The organism is Pseudomonas juntendi (assembly GCF_009932375.1).
Lineage (GTDB): Bacteria > Pseudomonadota > Gammaproteobacteria > Pseudomonadales > Pseudomonadaceae > Aquipseudomonas > Aquipseudomonas juntendi.
The window spans coordinates 1-282 of the sequence record NZ_BLJG01000196.1; the positions used below are offsets into that span (position 1 = coordinate 1).

Sequence of the window (282 nt, forward strand, 5' to 3'; positions counted from 1 at the left end):
CTGGCAAGCTTGGATCAGCGCTGACCAAGGTCACGGTGTAGGTGATCTGACCGCCTTCGGCGACGGTAGAGTTGTCTACCGACAGTTCAGCAGTAACCGGGCTCTGCGTATCGGTGACTGCAACGGTAGCAGGCTCGCCGATCTGCAGATTTTCCAGCTGCTCGCCGACCACTTCCGCCTTGGTGATGCTGACGGTGATCTTGCCTTCGTCCTTGAACACATCCTCGCCCTGCGCCGGTGCGGCGTAGGACTTGATGGTCTCGCCTGCCGCGAAGGTCAGGG

Annotated in this window: 1 protein-coding gene; it reads right to left on the reverse strand. The window is 60.6% G+C overall.

From position 1 onward, the window contains the following. The coding region (locus GYA94_RS21065) for an immunoglobulin-like domain-containing protein (protein ID WP_161893037.1) at window positions 1-282 on the reverse strand (282 nt) is incomplete at both ends.